The 17,009-nt window shown below is 62.7% G+C and carries 20 protein-coding genes; 17 read left to right on the top strand and 3 right to left on the bottom strand.

All coding sequences use genetic code 11. From position 1 onward, the window contains the following. The first annotated feature begins 119 nt into the window (after nucleotides 1–119). From FHS09_RS10550 to FHS09_RS10530, 5 genes are all read left to right on the top strand, one after another. Nucleotides 120–452: a hypothetical protein gene (locus FHS09_RS10550; RefSeq protein WP_183459609.1), complete on the top strand. Its 333-nt coding sequence runs from the start codon at nucleotides 120–122 to the stop codon at nucleotides 450–452. 10 nt (nucleotides 453–462) lie between these two features. Next, complete coding sequence (locus FHS09_RS10545) at nucleotides 463–912, top strand: hypothetical protein (protein ID WP_183459607.1); 450 nt, start codon at nucleotides 463–465, stop codon at nucleotides 910–912. Nucleotides 913–976: 64 nt separating this feature from the next. Next, a complete protein-coding gene (locus FHS09_RS10540) occupies nucleotides 977–1,387 on the top strand; it encodes a thioredoxin family protein (protein WP_183459605.1) in 411 nt (136 codons plus the stop codon). Beyond that, a complete protein-coding gene (locus FHS09_RS10535; protein WP_183459603.1) occupies nucleotides 1,377–1,892 on the top strand; it encodes a cytochrome c biogenesis CcdA family protein in 516 nt (171 codons plus the stop codon). Before FHS09_RS10540 ends, FHS09_RS10535 begins: the two co-directional genes overlap by 11 nt. Nucleotides 1,893–1,959: 67 nt before the next feature. Then, entirely contained in the window at nucleotides 1,960–2,175 is a 216-nt protein-coding gene (locus FHS09_RS10530; protein WP_183459601.1) for a hypothetical protein, read from the top strand. A gap of 34 nt (nucleotides 2,176–2,209) precedes the next feature. On the opposite strand, the gene FHS09_RS10525 is transcribed toward FHS09_RS10530, so the two are convergent. Then, complete coding sequence (locus FHS09_RS10525; protein ID WP_343057467.1) at nucleotides 2,210–2,542, bottom strand: YnfA family protein; 333 nt, start codon at nucleotides 2,540–2,542, stop codon at nucleotides 2,210–2,212. 90 nt (nucleotides 2,543–2,632) lie between these two features. Between FHS09_RS10525 and FHS09_RS10520 the strand changes: the two genes are divergently transcribed. The 4 genes from FHS09_RS10520 (at nucleotide 2,633) to FHS09_RS10505 (ending at nucleotide 8,780) form a co-directional block, all read left to right on the top strand. Then, on the top strand, nucleotides 2,633–2,998 hold the full coding sequence (locus FHS09_RS10520; RefSeq protein ID WP_183459599.1) for a hypothetical protein: 366 nt from the start codon (nucleotides 2,633–2,635) through the stop codon (nucleotides 2,996–2,998). Between the two features lie 69 nt (nucleotides 2,999–3,067). After that, nucleotides 3,068–4,369 carry a TolC family protein gene (locus FHS09_RS10515; RefSeq protein WP_183459597.1) on the top strand — a complete coding sequence of 434 codons (1,302 nt, stop codon included), beginning with the start codon at nucleotides 3,068–3,070 and terminating at the stop codon, nucleotides 4,367–4,369. A 16-nt stretch (nucleotides 4,370–4,385) separates the two neighbouring features. Further along, the gene (locus tag FHS09_RS10510; protein WP_183459595.1) at nucleotides 4,386–5,645 is read left to right on the top strand and encodes an efflux RND transporter periplasmic adaptor subunit; all 1,260 of its coding nucleotides are present in this window, start codon (nucleotides 4,386–4,388) and stop codon (nucleotides 5,643–5,645) included. Between the two features lie 12 nt (nucleotides 5,646–5,657). Next, a complete protein-coding gene (locus tag FHS09_RS10505; RefSeq protein WP_183459593.1) occupies nucleotides 5,658–8,780 on the top strand; it encodes an efflux RND transporter permease subunit in 3,123 nt (1,040 codons plus the stop codon). Nucleotides 8,781–8,832: 52 nt separating this feature from the next. Here the strand turns inward: FHS09_RS10505 and FHS09_RS22830 are convergent, their stop codons facing one another. Together FHS09_RS22830 and FHS09_RS10495 are read right to left on the bottom strand one after the other, a co-directional pair. After that, nucleotides 8,833–10,185 carry an ATP-binding protein gene (locus tag FHS09_RS22830; protein WP_183459591.1) on the bottom strand — a complete coding sequence of 451 codons (1,353 nt, stop codon included), beginning with the start codon at nucleotides 10,183–10,185 and terminating at the stop codon, nucleotides 8,833–8,835. After that, nucleotides 10,182–10,898, bottom strand: coding sequence for a response regulator (locus FHS09_RS10495; RefSeq protein ID WP_183459589.1), 717 nt, complete (start codon nucleotides 10,896–10,898; stop codon nucleotides 10,182–10,184). The genes FHS09_RS22830 and FHS09_RS10495 overlap by 4 nt, the downstream gene beginning before the upstream one ends. 236 nt (nucleotides 10,899–11,134) lie before the next feature. Between FHS09_RS10495 and FHS09_RS10490 the strand changes: the two genes are divergently transcribed. Genes FHS09_RS10490 through FHS09_RS10455 form a run of 8 tightly spaced genes read left to right on the top strand, consistent with a single transcriptional unit; the run spans nucleotide 11,135 to nucleotide 17,003 of the window. Continuing rightward, nucleotides 11,135–11,578: a hypothetical protein gene (locus tag FHS09_RS10490; protein ID WP_183459587.1), complete on the top strand. Its 444-nt coding sequence runs from the start codon at nucleotides 11,135–11,137 to the stop codon at nucleotides 11,576–11,578. 3 nt (nucleotides 11,579–11,581) lie between these two features. Continuing rightward, nucleotides 11,582–12,052 (top strand): Na+/H+ antiporter subunit E, encoded by a 471-nt coding sequence (locus FHS09_RS10485; RefSeq protein WP_183459585.1) that lies wholly within the window; start codon nucleotides 11,582–11,584, stop codon nucleotides 12,050–12,052. Then, nucleotides 12,053–12,328, top strand: a complete 276-nt coding sequence (locus FHS09_RS10480; protein WP_183459584.1) for an MrpF/PhaF family protein — start codon at nucleotides 12,053–12,055, stop codon at nucleotides 12,326–12,328. Beyond that, the gene (gene mnhG, locus FHS09_RS10475) at nucleotides 12,321–12,701 is read left to right on the top strand and encodes a monovalent cation/H(+) antiporter subunit G (RefSeq protein WP_183459582.1); all 381 of its coding nucleotides are present in this window, start codon (nucleotides 12,321–12,323) and stop codon (nucleotides 12,699–12,701) included. The genes FHS09_RS10480 and mnhG overlap by 8 nt, the downstream gene beginning before the upstream one ends. 20 nt (nucleotides 12,702–12,721) lie before the next feature. Beyond that, entirely contained in the window at nucleotides 12,722–13,714 is a 993-nt protein-coding gene (locus FHS09_RS10470) for a DUF4040 domain-containing protein (protein ID WP_183459580.1), read from the top strand. Further along, entirely contained in the window at nucleotides 13,715–14,068 is a 354-nt protein-coding gene (locus FHS09_RS10465; protein WP_183459578.1) for a cation:proton antiporter subunit C, read from the top strand. Further along, complete coding sequence (locus tag FHS09_RS10460; RefSeq protein ID WP_183459576.1) at nucleotides 14,062–15,540, top strand: proton-conducting transporter transmembrane domain-containing protein; 1,479 nt, start codon at nucleotides 14,062–14,064, stop codon at nucleotides 15,538–15,540. Before FHS09_RS10465 ends, FHS09_RS10460 begins: the two co-directional genes overlap by 7 nt. Beyond that, nucleotides 15,537–17,003 (top strand): proton-conducting transporter transmembrane domain-containing protein, encoded by a 1,467-nt coding sequence (locus tag FHS09_RS10455; RefSeq protein WP_343057465.1) that lies wholly within the window; start codon nucleotides 15,537–15,539, stop codon nucleotides 17,001–17,003. The genes FHS09_RS10460 and FHS09_RS10455 overlap by 4 nt, the downstream gene beginning before the upstream one ends. The last annotated feature ends 6 nt before the right edge of the window (nucleotides 17,004–17,009 follow it).

Raw genomic sequence — 17,009 nt, 5'->3', positions numbered from 1 at the left:
ATTCTCCTGTTGCCCTTCAAGTTACTTGAAGGAATAGGATGCTGTCCAGAGTGATGAGGAAGGAGTTCTTAAATGAACATAACGAACCGTACCGCGCCCGAATTCGAGAGGAAGGCATTATGAGCGAGAAACCCGGAACCATCGGCAAGGCCGTCACCACTGGCGGCTTACTGCTCACGGCTTGCGCGGTCTGCTGTGCACCGCCGGTCGCCACAGCCATGATCGCACTCTTCGCCGCAGGTGGAGTGGGCGTGGCGTCGGTAGGGAAGATCGGGCTTGGCATCGCCGTCCTTGGCGTCATCGGCGGCTACCTTTACCTGCGCCGTCGCGCAGCATTGAGAAGGGCCGCTAGTTGCAGTTTGAGAAGGGGTGCTGGTTGCAGTTGTGGCCAGGTCGGCGGATGTGCCGAAGCGGGCGTCGGTAGCCAGAGGCAACGAGATCAGAAGAGATGAGGAGCGCAAGATGATCCAGACATCCCAAACCAGACCTTCCTGGTCAAAAGCGATCAGCATCGGGATTGCCGTATCGATTCTCACCGCCATCGTGATGGTGAGCTTGCTAAAGGCTGGTGTGTCGCCTTTCCCGAAGCCACCTTCATTGGCCTTTGCCGAGACCCTGCTGGGGAGAACCCTGCCAATGCCGGTCGGCCTGCTCTTCCATACGGCCTATGTGACCTTCTGGTCGGTCGTGTTTGTGCGGTATTTCCCGCGCAAGAACCTCCTGACGGCGCTGGGCTTGGCCGCCGTGCTATGGGTAGCCATCCTGCTGGTGTTCTTCCCCGTGGTGGGCTGGGGAATCGCCGGCCTGGCGATCGGTCCCAAGCTGATTCCGGCTTCCGCCCTGCCGCACCTGCTGTTCGGTCTGCTGCTATGGGGACTGGACCGCTACTTCGGCAAGCAAGTTGGCCCATGAAACGCCATGAAAACGAAGACTGACGGTACATACCGTCGAAGTGACAGGAAGAGGAGAGATGCCCATGATGCACAAGACACTTTCGGCCCTGACGGGATATGTGGTGCTGCTGTATTCCCTGATATTGGCACCGGTAGCGATGGCGCAGGGCACCGAGTCATTCAGCATGAAAAGGTTCGAGATGTTGCAGGAGCAGGGAGAAAACGTGCTGGTACACATCAGCGCTCCATGGTGTTCGAGCTGCCGGAAGCAAAAGCAGATACTCACCGAATATCAGCAGCAGTATCCGGACGCCGGACTGCATATCCTCAACGTGGACTACGACACTCAGAAGCAGTGGGTCACCCATTTCAAGGCCCCGCATCAGTCGACGCTGGTACTGTTTTCAGGCACCGAACAGGTCTGGCTCTCCGTCGGGGAAACCCGCAAGGAGAGGATTTTCAGCCAACTTGAAGCCGTGACCGATGAGCCTTGAACTGACGGCGCTCCCCCTCGCCTTCCTGGCGGGGATGGCGGGCATTCTGTCGCCCTGTGTCTGGCCCCTGGTACCGGTGGTCATCGCCTCGTCCGCCACGACCGGCCGATTCGGCCCCCTCGCCTTGGCCGCAGGGCTGAGCTTGTCCTTCGCCGTGGCCGGCAGTGTGCTGATGTTCTTTCTGGTCAACGCGGGGCTGGACCCGGAATTGTTCCGTTACCTCGCCGCCTTCATCCTGTTGGCCGCCGGTATCGTACTGGTGATCAAAACCCTGGCCAACCGCATGACATTGAGCCTGTCGATTCTAACTTCCCGCTTGAATATCGATGCCAGCACAGAGAGCGGCTATGGCCAATTTGGCGTGGGGATACTGCTGGGCGTTGTCTGGCTTCCCTGTGTGGGCCCCACCCTGGGGCGGCGAGGGGGACTCGTGCTCACCGGCTTCGACAAGCTGCTGCAGACCTGGGCAGTGCAGATGCTTCCCGGTTGGTTGACGGGCCTGTAAGGTGTTTCCGCTTTAACTCGCCCTATCGATATTGTCAGAAACTCCATCAGGATAAGTAACGTACGCAATGCGCAAAAAACTGGAACAGCGCCAGGTCTGGATCTATCTCGTTGCCATCCTTGCCGGAATGTCCATCGGTTGGAAGTCACCAGGGCTGACCGGCGATTGGGAGCTATTGCTCTGGCCTGTTCTGGGTGTCCTCCTGTACACCACTTTCACCCAAGTGCCATTGATACACCTGGCCTCGGCGTTTCGCGACCGCCGTTTGATTAACGATATGTAAGTACTGTCGGAAATTTTACCCGTAGACCGCAAGCTCAAGCACCCTTCCAACCGGCAACGATAATCGCCATGCCCAGTAGTGCGATGGCGGCACCCAGCCAATCGTGCATCGACAGTCGCACCCCATCCACCACCCGCAACCACAGTACCGCGGTGGCCACATAGATACCGCCATAGGCGGCGTAGATGCGACCGCTGGCCGCCGGGTGCAACGTCAGCAGCCAGGCGAAAAGCGCGAGACTGGCGGCGGCCGGCAGCAACAGCCAGGGCGAGGCCCCCTTGCGCAGCCACAACCAGGGCAGGAAGCAGCCGACGATTTCCGCCAGGGCGGTAACAAAAAACAGTGCGGTGGTTTTCAGGATCAGCACAGGGGTGAATATCCGCGGGTGGCGTTGAGTATCGGGTTTCGCTTTGCTAAAGTCAGCGCCACTATATCACCCAAGCGATCCACCTCTGCAATGAACGCCTTTCGAGTTTGCTATCTGCTGATCGCACTGCTGGTCTTCCAGACCGCGGTGGCTTTCTACGATAGCCACGAGGAATTGCAGGATGTCGCCACCCATGTGCCGCCGCACCACCTGGACGGCGCCGAAAGCGTACTCGTTTCCGTGGACCTGGAATCGGGTGTAGCCAAGACCGCGCCGCACCCGGACGGACCGGACTTCTGCCATCACTGCTGTCACTGCCACGGTGTCAGTGTTATCGGTATCGTCGGCCAGGCGCCGCGTTTTTTCGATCCCGGCAGCCGCGTGCTGCTGGACGCGAATAGTTCCTCCTTTTCTTCCGGCTATTATTCCGCGCTTTTCCGACCACCCATAGCCTGAGTTACGCCTTGACCCAGCGCGCGCCCGCATTTTGGGCGCGCCTATCACGACGTAATTCGGGAGCAATCTATGTTGTCTTGTTTTGCGCGCGCAATTCGCGCGCTCCTCCAGCGTGCCGTGCTGTTTGCGCTGGCGCCACTGATAATGTGGATGCCGCAGGTTCGGGCCCAACAGCCTGAACCCGCGGCGCAACTTACCCTCACTGAGGCCATCGACCGCACTCTGGCGCAGAACCCGGAGCTGGCGGTGTTCCGCTTTCGCGATGCAGCCCTGGCGGGCAAGGTGCAGACCGCCGCCCTGCGGCCGCCGCTGGAACTCGGCGCCGAGTTGGAAAACTTCGGCGGTGAAGGAGGTTCCGACGAGGCGGAGCTGACCGTGTCCCTATCCTCGGTGATCGAACTGGGCGGGAAGCGCGCGGCTCGGATGGGCGCAGTGTCCGCCCGGCGCGACTTGCTGCTGGCGGAGGCGCAAGCTGTGGCCCTGGATCTCCTCGGCGAGGTGATCCGCCGCTATGTGGAAGTGTTGGCGGCCCAGGCGCGGCTGGCGCTGGCGCGGGACTCGGTCGCCCTCGCCGGCGACACCCTGGGCGCGGTGCAGCGCCGCGTAAAAGCGGCGGCCTCGCCCAGGGCGGAGGCCCTGCGCGCTCGCGCGGCACTGGCGCAGGCGCGCCTCGCGGTGCAGTCGGAGGAGCGCCAGGTGGAGTACCACAAGCTGGCGCTGGCCTCGCTGTGGGGCGGCGAAACCTCCGCTTTCCGCCTGGAATCCGCCGAGCTCTACCGCTTTCCCCCCTCGGCCGGCTTCGCCGAACTCTACAGCCTTGCGCAGCAGAACCCCGCCATCGCCCGCTTTGCCTCCGAAGAGCGGCTGCGTGCGGCCGAGCTGCGCCTGGCCGAAACCCAGTCGAGCCTGGATATCGGCTGGTCCGCGGGTATCCGCCGCTCCCGCGAAATCGACGAGACCACCCTGGTGGCCGGCTTCGAGCTGCCGCTGTTTCCGGCGCGCCGCAACTCCGGCGCCATCGCCACCGCCATTGCCGAGCGGGAGCGGGTGGCCGTGGAGCGCGAGGCGGCACTGCTGCGCCTGAAGAGCGGCCTGTTCCGCGCGGTCAACGGCCGCGAGCAGGCGCTGGCTTCTGTGCAGGTGCTGCGGGACAGCGTGGTACCGACCCTGCGCGAGGCACTGGTGGAGGTGGAGCGGGCCTACCGCCGCGGCCGCTACTCCTACCTGGAATGGGCCTCGGCGCGGGAGGAACTGATCGGCGCCCGCCGCGCGCAGATAGAGGCCGCCGCCGCGGCGCTGCGCTTCGGCGCCGAAATCGAACAGATGACCGCCGCGCCGCTGGTGCCAGCGGGCGCGGAACCAAGCAAGTAGCGAGACCGGATTACCAATGAATAACAGATGGCAAAATATTTTCGCGGCGCTGCCCTTTATCGCGCTGCTGCTGTGCACCGTTGGCCTGGCGATACCGGGTCCGGCCTTCGCCTCCAGTGGTGAGGGTCACGCCGACGAACACGATGAGCACAAAGAAACGCGCGGCCCCCACGGCGGCCGCCTGCTGGAGGATGGCGACCTGAAGGTGGAGCTGCTGATCTTCGAGCGCGGCGTACCGCCGGAATTCCGCGCCTGGATCAGCGACGGCGGGGAGCTGCTCACCGAAGCGGGCGACGCGAGACTGACGGTGGAATTGACCCGCCTGGGTGGCGACGTGGACCGCTTCCGGTTCGCGCCCGCGGGGGGCTTCTGGCGAGCGGAAGGCTCGGTTGAGGAACCCCATTCCTTCGATGTAAAGGTTTCACTGGCGCGCAATGCCGAGCGCGCCGAGTGGAGCTACGCATCCCACGAGGCCAGAGTGAAGATCAGCGCCGAAATGGCCGCCAAGGTGGGGATAGAAACCGCCGTCGCCGGCCCTGGCGAAATTCGCAAATCGCTCACCCTGTATGGCGAAACAGCCCTGGCCCACGGCAGCCTCAGCCACGTGCGGGCCCGCTATCCGGGACCCATCAAATCCGTGGCGGTGGAGATCGGCGACCGGGTGCGAAAGGGACAGACGCTGGCGAAAGTGGAGTCCAACGACAGCCTGCAGGTCTACCCGATCACGGCGCCCATCGACGGACTGGTGATCGACAAGCGGGCGAGTGCCGGCGAATACAGCGGAGAGCGCGAGCTGTTCACCATCGCCAACTACGACCAACTCTGGGCCGAACTGCGGGTATTCCCGGCGCAGCGGGCACAGGTGGCGCGCGGCCAGAAGGTGATCCTTAGTGCCGACGGGCAGGAGGTGGAGGCGGAGATCGCCACCCTGGTGCCGGGCGTAATGGCTCAGTCCTTCGTGGTGGCGCGCGCGCCTGTCGATAACCGCCAACTTAACTGGCCGCCGGACCTGATGCTGGAAGGCAAAGTGGAAGTGGACCGGGTGCGGGTGCCGCTGCTGGTGGAGCAGCGCGCGCTGCAACCGCTGCGCGACTGGACGGTGGTCTTCGTGAAGGTGGGCGACGTCTACGAGGCGCGCCCCTTGGAACTGGGCCGCTCCGACGGCCGTGTTACCGAGGTGCTGGACGGGCTGAAGCCCGGCGAGCGCTACGTCACCGCCAACAGCTACCTGATCAAGGCGGACATTGAGAAATCCGGCGCAGCCCACGCCCACTGACGGAGGCCAGTCATGATTGAAGCCATACTGCGCCTCTCGATAGAGCGGCGCTACCTGCTACTGTCCCTGGTACTGGTGCTGGTGGGTGCGGGACTCTGGAGTTACCAGAGGCTGCCCATCGACGCGGTGCCGGATATCACCAACGTACAGGTACAGATCAACACAGAAGCACCGGGCTATTCGCCCCTGGAGGCGGAGCAGCGCATCACCTACCCGGTGGAGACGGCGCTGGCGGGCCTGCCGAATCTGTCCTATACGCGCTCCCTGTCCCGCTACGGCCTGTCGCAGGTCACGGTGGTGTTCGAGGAGGGCACCGATATCTATTTCGCCCGCAACCTGATCGACGCGCGCCTCGGCGCCATCAAGGGCGCGCTGCCGCCGGGCCTGGAACCGGAGATGGGACCCATCGCCACCGGCCTCGGTGAGATTTACATGTATACGGTCGAGGCGCTGCCCGGTGCGACCCAGCCGGACGGCCGCCCTTACGACGCCACCGCCCTGCGGGAAATCCAGGACTGGATCATCAAACCGCAGCTGGCGCTGGTGCCGGGGGTGATCGAGGTGAATACCATCGGTGGTTTCGACAAGCAGTACCACGTGACCCCGGACCCGCGCAAAATGCTCGCCTTCGGTCTGTCGATGGAAGACGTAACCGGGGCCCTGCGGCGCAACAACGACAACCGCGGCGCCGGCTTCGTGGAGACCAACGGTCGCCGGCTGCTGGTGCGCTCGCCGGGGCAGTTGAAGGATATCGCCGATATCGAAAACGTGGTGGTCACCAACCGCGACGGCGCGCCGGTAAAGATCGCCGATATCGCCGAGGTGGCCATCGGCAAGGAGCTGCGCACCGGCGCCGCCACCCGCGACGGCAGGGAAACCGTGCTCGGCACCGCGATGATGCTGGTGGGGGAGAACTCCCGCGCGGTGGCCCGCGACGTGGCCGCGGCGCTGGAAAAAATAAAACCATCATTGCCCGAAGGGGTGCGCCTGGAGGCGGTTTACGACCGCACCACCTTGGTGGACAAGGCCATTGCCACAGTGCAGAAAAACCTGATCGAGGGCGCATTGCTGGTGATCGCGGTGCTCTTCCTGTTGCTGGGCAATTTCCGCGCGGCGCTGATCACCGCGGCGGTGATTCCGCTGTCGATGCTGGCCACCATCACCGGCATGGTACAGACCGGCGTGTCCGCCAACCTGATGAGCCTGGGCGCACTGGACTTCGGCCTGATCGTGGATGGAGCGGTGATCATTGTCGAGAACGCCATCCGCCGCCTGGCGGAGGCCCAGCGCCGTCACGGCGGCACCCTGCCACTGCAGGAGCGGCTGGAACTGGTATTCCACGCCACCAATGAAGTGATCCGCCCGAGCCTGTTCGGGGTACTGATTATCACCGTGGTGTATATCCCGCTGTTCTCGCTCACCGGGGTGGAGGGCAGGATGTTCCACCCCATGGCGGCCACAGTGGTGATGGCGCTGCTGTCGGCCCTGGTGTTGTCAATGACTGTGGTACCGGCAGCGGTGGCTGTGTTCCTCACCGGCAGGGTGAGCGAGAAGGAGAACCGCCTGATCACTGCGGTGAAGTCCGTCTACCGGCCGCTACTGCTGGCGGCGATGAAAGCGCGCTGGCTGGTGCTGTCCGCCGCCGGGTTGCTGGTGGCGCTGTGCACCTGGCTAGCCACCACCCTGGGCGCCGAGTTTATTCCCCAGCTCAACGAGGGGGATATCGCCCTGCACGCGCTGCGCATTCCAGGTACCAGCCTGGAGCAGTCGCTGGAGATGCAGGAAATCCTCGAGCAGCGTATCAAAGCCTTCCCGCAGGTGGACAAGGTGTTCGCCAAGATCGGCACGCCGAAGGTGGCCACCGACCCCATGCCGCCGAACGTGGCCGATAACTTCGTGATCCTGAAACCGCGCGACCAGTGGCCGGACCGGGACAAGCCCCGGGACCAGCTGATCGAGGAAATCGAGGCGGCGGTGCGCCAGCTGCCCGGCAACAACTACGAATTTACCCAGCCGATCGAGATGCGCTTCAACGAGCTGATTTCCGGTGTGCGCGCGGACCTGGGCATCAAGGTGTTCGGCGACGACCTGGACCAACTGGTGGCATCGGCCAACGAGGTTCTCGCGGTGCTGCGAGGCATCGACGGCGCCGCGGATGCGCGCGTCGAACAGGTGGAGGGGCTGCCGGTGCTGTCGGTGGTGCCGAAGCGCATCCAACTGGCCCGCTACGGCCTCGACCTGCAGACGCTGCAGGAGCTGGTGGCCGCCGCCATCGGCGGCGAGAGCGCCGGGCTTATCTACGAGGGCGACCGCCGTTTCCAGCTGGTGGTGCGCCTGCCGGAAAATATCCGCCGCGACCTGGACCGCCTCGGCGACCTGCCGGTGTCACTGCCGGCCGGCGGTTTTGTGCCACTGGAGGAAGTCGCCAGCCTGGAAATGGCCCCGGCCCCCAACCAGGTCAGCCGCGAGAACGGCAAGCGCCGGGTGGTGGTGACCGCCAATGTGCGCGACCGGGACCTGGGCTCCTTTGTCGACGAGGTCAAGGAGCGCATCGCCAGCGATGTGCAGCCGCCGCCGGGCTACTGGCTGGATTACGGGGGCACCTTCGAGCAGTTGGAATCCGCCAGCCGGCGCCTGTCACTGGTGGTGCCGGTAACCCTGTTGATTATCCTGGGGCTGCTGGTGACCGCCTTCGGCTCGCTGCGGGATGCGCTGATCATCTTCACCGGCGTGCCGCTGGCGCTGACCGGCGGCGTGCTGTCGCTGTGGCTGCGGGGCATGCCGCTGTCGATTTCCGCTGGGGTGGGCTTTATCGCGCTGTCCGGGGTGGCGGTGCTGAACGGGCTGGTGATGCTGTCGTTTATCCGCGAACTCTGGCGCGAGCGCGGCGAGTTGCTCTCGTCCATCGTCGATGGCGCCCTGATTCGCGTTCGACCGGTACTGATGACGGCGCTGGTGGCCAGCCTCGGTTTCGTGCCCATGGCGCTCAATACGGGTACCGGTGCCGAAGTGCAACGGCCCCTGGCCACGGTGGTGATCGGCGGGATCATCTCCTCGACATTATTGACGCTATTTGTATTGCCACTTCTCTATGGAATTGTGCATGGCAGATCGCAGAGAAATAACCCGGTTTAAATTTCTTTCAATAAATAAGCCGTTTCGCGTCAAAAGGTCCGCGGGGAAGCCGTTACTTGAAGGGGATATACACTTCAACCCGCAGCCCGCCGCTGCTGCGGTTGCGCAGAGTGAGTTGCCCGCCGTGGGCCTGGATAATATTTCGGGCGATGGACAGGCCCAGTCCCACGCCACCGGTTTTGCTGCTGCGGGACTTGTCCAGCCGATAGAAAGGTCTGAGTACCGCGGACAGCTCATTTTCGGGAATTCCCGGTCCCCGGTCTTCAACGAGAACAGAGACACCCTGCCGGTCTGCTTCCATGCGAATATGCGCCGAGCCGCCGTATTTGACGGCGTTGTCGATAATATTCTGTAGCCCGCGGCGCAGGGCCACCGGGCGGCAGTCCAGGATATGCGCGCGCTCAGTGTGTGTGCAGCTTACGGGATAGCCCTCTTCCCTCAGGTCCTCGGCGAGGCTCTCGACCAGCGCGGTGAAATCGATGCGCCGGGGTGTCTCGTTCGGCTCTATGCCCCGCACGAAATCGACCACCGACTGGATCATCGACTTCATGTCGTTGACCACCCTGAGCAGGCCCTCGCTCTCCTGTGGATCGCGCAACAGCTCCGCACGCAGCTGCAGGCGGGTTGCCGCCGATCGCAGATCGTGGGAAATGGCTGCCAGCATTTCCGTTTGTCCGTGCACCAGCCTGCGGAGGCGGTGCTGCATGCGGTTGAATGCCCGGGCCGCCGCGGCGACTTCCCGCGGGCCGCTCTCGGGCAGAGGAGGAGCGTCGATATTCATTCCGATGTCGTCCGCCGCCTGAGCCAGCTGCTCCAGCGGGGCCACAGTTCGGCGTATCAGGTACCAGGCCAGCAGCAGGGCGACCGCGCTGGAGAACAGCAGGTAGATGAGCACCGCATCGTGGATCAGGGATTCGCCTTCGGGAAGGATGGCGTGGAAGACGGCCCGCTCATCGTCCGGAAAGCTGATGGACACCAGTACATCGAAACCGCGCCGGGGATCGCCGCGGGCGAGCAGTTGTGCGGCCGCCAGACGGCGCAGGCAAACACGGGCGTCGAATCCGGGCACGTCGGCAAAGGCGCTGTCGAGGGACTCGGACATTCGCGCGGAGAAGTCGTTGTCCCGGCAGCGCTCGTCGTCCAGGCTGGCCGGTTCCGGGAACATGGTGAGAAACTGGGTTTCGGCGGCGGCGAGAATCTGTTCGCGATCCTCTTTGGGAAAGCTCCGCGCGAGGTTCACGACCCCGATAATCCGCGCGGCGAGATCCGTGGCTTCCGTGAGCAGAATGGTCTTCTCGCGATTGATTTCGTAGATCGCCAGGCTGACCGCATGGGAGAGCAGGAAGGCGGCAGAGAGCACCAGTGCAGCCCGAGACTTGATGGAGCTGGGCAGCCAGGCGGTCACATCGTCTCCACCGGGTAGGTGAATATGTAACCGGTGCCCCAGGCGGTCTTTATGATTTCCGGCTTTTTGGCGTTATCCCCCAGTTTGCGCCGCAGGCGGCTGACGTGGGAGTCGATGCTGCGGTCGAAGGGATAGCTGTTCCTGCCCTTTGTCAGGTCCAGCAGCCGGTCGCGGGAGAGGGGAACCTGCGGATTCTGCACGAACGCCAGCAGCAATTCGGTCTCGCTGGTGGAGAGGGGAATGGCGGTGGCGTCCGGGCTGTACAATTCCATCTGCGCCGGATTGAAGCGCCATCCCGCGAATCGGAACTGGTTGTGCTTGTCCCGCGGTGGGCTCTGGTGCGCGCGTCTCAGCACCGCTTTGATGCGCGCGAGCAACTCCCGACCGCTGAACGGCTTGACGATATAGTCGTCGGCGCCCAGTTCCAGCCCCACGACCCGGTCGATTTCCTCGTCCTTGGCGGTGAGCATGATCACCGGTGGCATTTCGTTGTCGGCGCGCAATTGCCGGCAGAGTTCGAAGCCGTCCCTTCCCGGTAGCATCACGTCCAGCAGAATCAGGTCCACCCGCGTCTGCGCAATGCGGGAAAACATCTCGTCACCGTCGCCCGCGGAGAGGGCGGTATAGCCCTCGGCGGTGAGCAGGGCAGACACCAGCGAACGAATATCACTGTCGTCATCCACGACGAGGACACGGGCTTTGGACGCCGACATAATCAATTTATTTTTTATACAGATTGTCGGACTGTAGCAAAGTGGGCATCCCGGGCCAAGCTAGGTGCTACAAAAATTCACATTTCCGAGCGATGCGCTCCCAAGTGGCGCTATTCAAAAATCTGTTTTTCAAGTTCTGCCACACTTTTTCACATATTTGACAATATTTATTACAACAAGAGTGCCACAGTTAACGGCAACCCGAGTATAAATTTGCGTGAACAACAATAAACACTATGTCAATAAGACCGCGACTCTCCGCCTGTATCGGCCTGCTGGGCCTGCTGGTGCTGTGCCCGCAGGCATCCGCGCTGGAGCCTCTGAGCGCGCGTGATTTCGTCGCCGCCTGCAAGGCCTACCGGGAGGGGGGACACCTGATCCCCGGAGCCACCTGCCGGGCATTTCTGCAGGGATTTCTCGCTGCGGTTCCCGCTGCGGTCTCCGAAGAATCCAGGCCTTCTCCCTTTGTGCAGCGCGCACTGCGCACCCGCGGTGTGCGCCTGTCCGAGGAGACCGAACAGCGCCTGCATAGCCCCTACTGCCTTCCCCACGACGAACCGCTGGATACCCTGGTGAACCGGGTGGCCGGTGCGGACTACGACCTGCCCGGCGGGGCCGACGCTTCCGTGGTGGTGCGGAAGCTGCTCGAGGATTTCTACCGGTGTGACCGGGAGCTGTAGAGAATGCGTCACACTGCCAGTGTATTTCTGATTCTCGCTTTTATCTGGCTGTTCAATTCCGGGCATTACACGGCGCTGCTGTTGTCCCTGGGGTTGCTGTCCGTCGCTTTCGTCGTCTGGATCGCGCACCGCATGGATATTGTGGACCACGAATCCCAACCGATTCATTTGACGCTGAAGCTGCCGGGGTATTACTGGTGGCTGTTCCGGAAAATTCTCGCAGCCAACCTGGATGTGGTGATCCGGGCCTGGCGCGGGCCGTCGGCGATCAGCCCCTGTATCGGGAGCATACCGGCAAACCAGGCAACGGAGTTGGGAAGGGTGATCTATGCAAACTCGATCACCCTGACCCCCGGCACCGTGGCGATGAGACTGGAGGGTGACACCATTATCGTACACGCCCTCACCCGGGAGGGGCTCTCGGAGCTGCACTCCGGGGAGATGGAGCGGCGTGTCAGAGGGCTGGAAGAATAGATGCTTATCGCAACGACTGTCGCACTGCTGGTTGTGATGTGCATGGCCCTGGCCAGGGCTTTGCTCGGACCGACCATTTACGACCGCATTCTCGCGCTCAATATGTTCGGCACCAAGACGGTGCTGTTGATCTCGGTAATCTGTTTTCTGTTCGGCAGGCCGGAGTTTCTCGATGTGGCCCTGGTTTACTCGCTGATCAATTTTGTCAGCGTGATCGGTGTGCTCAGGTATTTCGAATACGACGCGGCGGTGCGGGAGCGGGCGGAACATGATTGAGAATGCGGTTGCCGCGATCAGCGGCGTGTCGCTGGCTCTGGGGTGTTTGCTGATGCTCTCCGGCGCCCTTGGCCTGCTGCGCTTTCCGGATTTTTACACGCGGATGCACGCCGCCGGTATTACCGACACCCTGGCCAGCTTCCTGATTATCTGCGGCCTGATGCCAATGGCCGGCTGGTCCCTGGCGCTGGCCAAGCTGGGGATGATACTGCTGTTTATTTTCTTTACCGGCCCCACTGCCAGCCATGCTTTGGCGCGGGCGGCGCAGCTGGGCCGGCCGGCGCTGGCCGTGGACGGGCAGGTGGATGCCGGGGTTGTGGAAGAGGTCGGTTCCGCTGCCGTGGAAGTGGAGCCGGACAGCGGCCGTATTTGAGTTTTTGCGAGGCGCTTGTGATGGAATTGCTGGTTGATATCGCGTTGCTGGGCCTGCTGCTGGTGACCGCCGTGGCGATCGCCTGGGCCAGGGACCTGCTCGCCGCGGTGATGCTGGCCGGCATCTACGGCCTTTTATCGGCGAGTTTCTTTATGGTCATGGGGGCGGTGGACGTGGCCTTTACCGAGGCCGCGGTGGGCGCGGGCATTTCGCCGCTGCTGATGCTCGCGACCCTGTCGCTCACCGGGCGTTTCCAGGCCGGCACCGATACCCGTCGGGTACTTTTTTCCCTGTCGCTGGTGATACTGGTGGGCGCGCTGTTGGTGGCCGCCACCCTGGATATGCCGGCTTTCGGTTCGCCCGAGGCCCCGGCGCAACAGCATGTGGCGCCGCGGTATATCACCGAGTCGATGAATGAAATCGGCATCCCCAATATCGTCACCTCGGTACTGGCCAGTTACCGGGCCTACGACACCCTGGGCGAAGTGGTGGTGATCTTTACCGCGGGCCTGGGTGTGTTGGCCCTGCTGATGTCACTGCCGCCGCAGGGTGAACCGGTGCGAGGGGAGCTTCTGTCGCCGATGCGCGGGCACCGGATACTCCGGGTGATCGGCAAGATACTGATCCCCCCGATCCTGGTGTTCGCCCTGTATGTGCAGTTTCACGGCGAATATGGACCCGGGGGCGGTTTCCAGGCGGGAGTGATCTTCGCCGTGGGATTTATTCTCTACGCCATGCTGTTTGGTCTGGATGTGGTGGCCAGGGTGGTGAGCAACGCGGTTGTCCAGGTGATCGCGGCCGTCGGCGTGCTGCTTTACGGCACCGTGGGCCTGCTGGGAATGCTTACCGGCAACAACTACCTGGATTACCGCGACCTCGCCGGGGACCCGGTGACCGGGCAGCATATCGGCATTATCGCCATCGAACTGGGCGTGGGGATTACCGTGGCGTCGGTGATGATGCTGGTATTTTTTGTGTTCTCCGGGCAACTGGCCGGAAGGAGGGCGGGGTAGATGTTGGTTGCGGCCCTTTACAACTACTGGATTGTCATTGCACTGATGATGATCGGGCTCTTCGTGGTGATCCTCGGGGGCAACCTGGTGAAAAAAATCATCGGGCTGAATATTTTCCAGACCTCTGTTTTTATTTTCTATATCAGCGTGGGGAAGGTGGATGGCGGCAGTGCGCCCATCCTGACCGAAGGAGTGGAACTCTATTCCAATCCGCTGCCCCATGTGCTGATTCTCACCGCGATCGTCGTCGGCATTGCCACCACCGCTCTCGCCCTGGCACTGGCAATACGTATCAAGCAGGCCTACGGCACGATTGAAGAGCGGGACATCCAGACAAGGGACAGCCAGTGTTAGCCCATTTGCCCGTACTACAGGTCATATTGCCGCTGGTAGCCGCGCCCTCCTGCCTGATTATCCGCAAATCCGGGCTCGTCTGGCTGTTCACCTTTCTGGTGAGCCTGGCGGCCCTGACGGTCAGCGCGCTGTTGTTGCAACAGGTGATCGACAGCGGCGTGATCAGCTATCACCTGGGCGGCTGGGATGCTCCCTGGGGTATCGAGTACCGCATCGATATTCTCAATGCCTGGGTGCTGCTGATCGTCAGCGCGCTGGGCACAGTGGTGCTCGCCGCTGCCCACACCAGTATCCGGCGGGAGCTGGAGGAAGGGCAGCAGATACTTTTCTATACCCTCTACCTGCTGTGTTTTTCCGGGTTGCTGGGTATCGTGGCCACCGGGGACGTGTTCAACGTGTTCGTGTTCCTGGAGATCTCTTCCCTGTCCACCTACGCGCTTATCGCCCTGGGACGGGACCGCCGCGCCCTCTGGGCGGCCTTTCAGTACCTGGTGATGGGAACCGTCGGTGCCACCTTTTTGCTGATCGGCATCGGCTTCTTGTATATGGTGACCGGCACCCTGAATATGCAGGACCTGGCGGCGCGGCTGCCGGCGATAGGAACATCGACGACGGTGCTGGCCGCCTTCGCGTTTATCCTGGTGGGGATCTGCCTGAAACTGGCCCTGTTTCCCCTACACCTGTGGCTCCCCAACGCCTACGCTTACGCACCTTCGGTGGTGACGGCGTTTATCGCCGCCACCGCCACCAAGGTGGCTGTCTACCTGCTGATCCGTTTCACGGTCAGTATATTCGGCGTCGACTTCTCCCTCTCGGTACTACCGCTGCAACATTTGTTGATCGGGTTGGGATTGCTGGGCGTGCTGACCGCTTCGGTGGTGGCCGTCTACCAGATGAATATCAAGCGGATGTTCGCCTACTCCAGTGTGGCGCAGGTGGGCTATATGATCGTTGGCATCGGCCTGGGCACCGCCGCCGGCCTGCAGGCGACGCTGTTGCACCTGTTCAACCACGCGCTGATGAAAGGGGCCCTGTTCCTCGCCCTGGCCGGGGTGGTCTACCGTGTCGGCAGCGCCAATATTTCCGCTTTCCGCGGCCTGGGCCGCCGTATGCCCTGGACCATGGGGGCGATCGTCATCGGCGGTATCAGCCTGATCGGCATGCCGCTGACCGCGGGTTTTATCAGCAAGTGGTACCTGATCTCCGCGGCGGTGGACAGCAGCCACTGGCTGGTGGCGCTGCTGCTGGTCGCCGGTTCGCTGCTCGCGGTCGCCTATGTCTGGCGCCTGGTGGAGGCCGCTTATTTCCATTCGCCAGAGACGCCCGACAAACCGGCGGACGAGGCTCCGCTCAGTCTTTTGATACCCACTTGGCTGCTGGCACTGGCCAACCTGTATTTCGGGGTCGATACGCGGTTGCCGCTGGCCGTCACTGAAATGGCTTCCCGCACCCTGTTCGGAGGTGCCCTGTGATCGGCAACGAGAGCCTGCTGCAACTCGCACTTCTGTTGCCGCTGGTGGCGGTGGCGGGCATCCGGCTTCTGGGCCGCCACGAGAACCTGCGCGAGGCGGTTTCGCTGCTCGCCGGCACCGCGCTGTTCGCCACCGTCTGTTCGCTTTACGACCCGGTTTTCCGCGGTGAACTGGTGGAGATCCGCTGGCTGGAACTGATGCCGGGCCTGAGCCTGGCGTTTCGCGCGGAACCCCTGGGCCTGCTGTTTTCCCTGATCGCGAGTTTCCTGTGGAGTGTGACCACACTGTATGCGATCGGCTATATGCGCGGGCACGGGGAGGGGAACCAGACGCGCTTCTACAGCCTGTTCGCGGTTTCCATCGGCGCGGTCATGGGAATCGCTTTTGCGGAAAACCTTTTCACCCTGTTTGTCTTCTACGAGGTGCTGACGCTCAGTACCTATCCGCTGGTCACCCACGCGGGCACCGACAAGGCCAGGGCCGGGGGGCGGGTGTACCTGGGTATTCTCCTGGGCACTTCCATTGGTTTCTTCCTGCTGGCGATCGTCGCCACCTGGCTGCTCGCCGGGACGCTGTCCTTTACCCCCGGCGGTGTCTTCGACGCGGATACGCCCCGCTCGCTGCTGTCGGTGTTGTTGGCGCTCTATGTGTTCGGGGTGGGCAAGGCGGCGGTGATGCCTTTCCACCGTTGGCTGCCGGCGGCCATGGTGGCGCCGACGCCGGTGAGCGCGCTGCTGCACGCGGTGGCGGTGGTGAAGGCCGGAGTGTTCGTGCTGCTGAAAGTCTGCCTGTTGATCTTCGGCCTGGATACCTTGGGAAGTATCCCGGCCACCGAGTGGTTGCTGTACCTGGCCGGCATTTCCGTGCTGCTGGCTTCGGTGGTGGCGTTGCGGCAGCAGAATCTCAAGGCGCGCCTGGCCTATTCGACGGTGAGCCAGCTCGGCTATATCACCATGGGAGCCCTGCTGGCCACCAGTGCCGGGTTCTCCGGCAGCGCACTGCATATCGTGATGCACGCCTTTGGAAAAATTACCCTGTTTTTCTGTGCGGGCGCGATTCTGGTGGCCGCGCACAAGACCGAGATCCATCAACTGCGCGGCATAGGCCGGCAGATGCCCGTCACCATGGTTGCATTCTTTATCGCCAGTCTATCCATTATTGGTATTCCCCCCACCGGCGGCACCTGGAGTAAATGGTACCTGATGCTGGGCACCCTGGAGGCGGGCCAGTGGCTGCTGATGGCGCTGTTGATGGGCAGTTCATTGCTCAGTATTGCCTACCTACTGCCCATTCCGCTGCGGGCTTTCTTTAGCGGGAACGGGCAGGACAGCGGGGGGCCGCCTGTCGCGATTCGCGAAGCGCCCTGGCCGTCGCTGTTGGCGATAGGGGTTACTACCTTGGGTTGTATGTTGTTGCTGTTCTATCCCAATGCGTTTTATCAACTGATCAAAGTCGCGCTGTAGGATCTG

The sequence above is a fragment of the Microbulbifer rhizosphaerae genome, from assembly GCF_014191725.1.
GTDB lineage: Bacteria > Pseudomonadota > Gammaproteobacteria > Pseudomonadales > Cellvibrionaceae > Microbulbifer > Microbulbifer rhizosphaerae.
Note: the sequence above shows the minus strand (reverse complement) of the source record. Positions and strands in the feature narration are given on the sequence as shown.

What these genes read in the sequence shown, in the direction of transcription:
- FHS09_RS10465 (WP_183459578.1), top strand. Translation starts at nt 13,715, where the DNA reads ATGTTGGTTGCGGCCCTTTACAACTACTGGATTGTCATTGCACTGATG.
- FHS09_RS10505 (WP_183459593.1), top strand. Translation starts at nt 5,658, where the DNA reads ATGATTGAAGCCATACTGCGCCTCTCGATAGAGCGGCGCTACCTGCTA.
- FHS09_RS10485 (WP_183459585.1), top strand. Translation starts at nt 11,582, where the DNA reads ATGCGTCACACTGCCAGTGTATTTCTGATTCTCGCTTTTATCTGGCTG.
- FHS09_RS10530 (WP_183459601.1), top strand. Translation starts at nt 1,960, where the DNA reads ATGCGCAAAAAACTGGAACAGCGCCAGGTCTGGATCTATCTCGTTGCC.
- FHS09_RS10540 (WP_183459605.1), top strand. Translation starts at nt 977, where the DNA reads ATGATGCACAAGACACTTTCGGCCCTGACGGGATATGTGGTGCTGCTG.
- FHS09_RS10490 (WP_183459587.1), top strand. Translation starts at nt 11,135, where the DNA reads ATGTCAATAAGACCGCGACTCTCCGCCTGTATCGGCCTGCTGGGCCTG.
- mnhG (WP_183459582.1), top strand. Translation starts at nt 12,321, where the DNA reads ATGATTGAGAATGCGGTTGCCGCGATCAGCGGCGTGTCGCTGGCTCTG.
- FHS09_RS10510 (WP_183459595.1), top strand. Translation starts at nt 4,386, where the DNA reads ATGAATAACAGATGGCAAAATATTTTCGCGGCGCTGCCCTTTATCGCG.
- FHS09_RS10520 (WP_183459599.1), top strand. Translation starts at nt 2,633, where the DNA reads ATGAACGCCTTTCGAGTTTGCTATCTGCTGATCGCACTGCTGGTCTTC.
- FHS09_RS10545 (WP_183459607.1), top strand. Translation starts at nt 463, where the DNA reads ATGATCCAGACATCCCAAACCAGACCTTCCTGGTCAAAAGCGATCAGC.
- FHS09_RS10470 (WP_183459580.1), top strand. Translation starts at nt 12,722, where the DNA reads ATGGAATTGCTGGTTGATATCGCGTTGCTGGGCCTGCTGCTGGTGACC.
- FHS09_RS10515 (WP_183459597.1), top strand. Translation starts at nt 3,068, where the DNA reads ATGTTGTCTTGTTTTGCGCGCGCAATTCGCGCGCTCCTCCAGCGTGCC.
- FHS09_RS10550 (WP_183459609.1), top strand. Translation starts at nt 120, where the DNA reads ATGAGCGAGAAACCCGGAACCATCGGCAAGGCCGTCACCACTGGCGGC.
- FHS09_RS10480 (WP_183459584.1), top strand. Translation starts at nt 12,053, where the DNA reads ATGCTTATCGCAACGACTGTCGCACTGCTGGTTGTGATGTGCATGGCC.
- FHS09_RS10535 (WP_183459603.1), top strand. Translation starts at nt 1,377, where the DNA reads ATGAGCCTTGAACTGACGGCGCTCCCCCTCGCCTTCCTGGCGGGGATG.
- FHS09_RS10495 (WP_183459589.1), bottom strand. Translation starts at nt 10,898, where the DNA reads ATGTCGGCGTCCAAAGCCCGTGTCCTCGTCGTGGATGACGACAGTGAT.